This is a genomic window from Enterobacter sp. C6 (assembly GCF_008122455.1).
GTDB classification, from domain to species: domain Bacteria; phylum Pseudomonadota; class Gammaproteobacteria; order Enterobacterales; family Enterobacteriaceae; genus Enterobacter; species Enterobacter pseudoroggenkampii.
Genome location: NZ_QPFW01000051.1, coordinates 1 through 1852, shown reverse-complemented (window position 1 = coordinate 1852; position 1852 = coordinate 1). Strand labels below are relative to the sequence as shown.

General features: G+C 55.6%; 1 protein-coding gene and 1 tRNA gene. One reads left to right on the top strand and one right to left on the bottom strand.

Going from position 1 to position 1852, the window contains the following annotated elements; genetic code table 11:
- Nucleotides 1-2: 2 nt before the first annotated feature.
- Nucleotides 3-78: transfer RNA gene (locus tag DOU50_RS00380), tRNA-Asn, on the bottom strand.
- A gap of 161 nt (nucleotides 79-239) precedes the next feature.
- Between DOU50_RS00380 and emmdR the strand changes: the two genes are divergently transcribed.
- Nucleotides 240-1694: a multidrug efflux MATE transporter EmmdR gene (gene emmdR, locus DOU50_RS00375; RefSeq protein ID WP_148768478.1), complete on the top strand. Its 1455-nt coding sequence runs from the start codon at nucleotides 240-242 to the stop codon at nucleotides 1692-1694.
- Nucleotides 1695-1852 lie beyond the last annotated feature (158 nt).

The window sequence follows — 1852 nt, the reverse complement described above, 5'->3', positions numbered from 1 at the left end:
TTTGGCTCCTCTGACTGGACTCGAACCAGTGACATACGGATTAACAGTCCGCCGTTCTACCGACTGAACTACAGAGGAATCGTTGTGGAGGCTTATCTTAGCGGCGAAAAAAGTTTTGTCAAACCTGATCTTAGGGAAAATCGACTGATTGCTGATTCTGTCGTCAGTTTGTTGTAATTCCACACATCTTTTTCCGGAAAATACTTTGCAGGATGAGCATTTCTCCCCCATCATTTGAAATGGAGTTTCAACTTTTCTCGCTAAGGTCCATTTTGAACGTTACTGCCTCCTTACGCCAGGCGATCGTGCGCACGCCATGGTATGCAAAACGTAAAAGCTATCGGGTTCTCTTCTGGCGTGAAATCACCCCTCTTGGCGTGCCTATCTTCCTGGAAAATACCTGCGTTTTGCTGATGGGAGTCCTGAGCACCTTCCTGGTGAGCTGGCTGGGGAAAGAGGCGATGGCCGGGGTGGGGCTGGCGGACAGCTTTAACATGGTGGTGATTTCGTTCTTTGCCGCCATAGACCTCGGGACGACGGTGGTGGTGGCCTTTAGCCTCGGCAAGCTGGACCCCAAACGTGCACGCGAGGCGGCCCGCCAGTCGCTGATGATCATGACCATTTTTTCAATTGTTCTGGCGGCGGTAATCCACTATTTCGGCAAAGAGATTATCGACTTTGTCGCCGGGGAGGCCACGAATGAGGTTAAAGACCTGGCGCTGACCTATCTTGAGATGACCGTCATCAGCTATCCGGCGGCGGCCATCGCCCTGATTGGTAGCGGCGCGCTGCGCGGGGCGGGCAACACCAAGATTCCGCTGCTGATCAACGGCGGAATGAATATCCTGAATATCATTATCAGCAGCGTGCTGATTTACGGTGTGTTCTCGTGGGACGGGCTGGGGTTCGTCGGCGCCGGACTGGGGCTGACCATTTCACGCTATATCGGTGCGGCTGCCATCATCGGGGTGCTGATGGCGGGGATCACTCCCTCGCTACGTCTGACGCTGAAAAGTTATTTCCGCCCCTTTAATTTCGCCATTATCTGGGAAGTGATGGGGATCGGCATTCCCGCAAGCATTGAGTCGGTGCTGTTTAACGGCGGGAAATTGCTGACGCAGATGTTTGTCGCCGGCATGGGCACCGACGTGATCGCCGGTAACTTCATCGCCTTCTCCATCGCCTCGCTGATTAACCTGCCGGGTAACGCGCTGGGCTCTGCATCAACCATCATCACCGGGAAACGGCTCGGGAAAGGGCAGATAGGCCAGGCGGAGCGACAGCTGCGGCACGTCTTCTGGCTGTCGACCATTGGACTGACCGTGATTGCCTGGGGAACCGCCCCGTTTGCCGGGCTGATGGCCTCGTTTTATACCCACGAAGACGACGTTAAAGAGGTCGTTAAGATCCTCATCTGGCTCAATGCGGCCTTTATGCCCATCTGGGCGGCCTCATGGGTATTGCCCGCCGGGCTAAAGGGCGCGCGCGATGCCCGCTTTGCGATGTGGGTGTCGATGCTAGGCATGTGGGGATGTCGCGTCGTGGCGGGGTATACGCTCGGGGTGATGCTCGGATGGGGAGTGGTCGGCGTCTGGCTGGGGATGTTCCTTGACTGGGCCGTGCGGGGCGCGCTGTTCTACTGGCGGATGGTCAGCGGGCGCTGGCTGTGGAAATATCCGCGAAAAAATGCCTGACAATTGCGCGAAATGGAGAATAATTCGGCAAACGATCGGAAATATGCATTCTGCCTTTGACATCCCGGGGAGGCATCGATAATATGCGCCCCGTTCACACGATTCCTCTGTAGTTCAGTCGGTAGAACGGCGGACTGTTAATCCGTATGTCACTGGTT

Excerpts from the sequence above, each read along its gene's own strand:
- emmdR (WP_148768478.1), top strand. The coding sequence starts at position 240 with ATGGAGTTTCAACTTTTCTCGCTAAGGTCCATTTTGAACGTTACTGCC.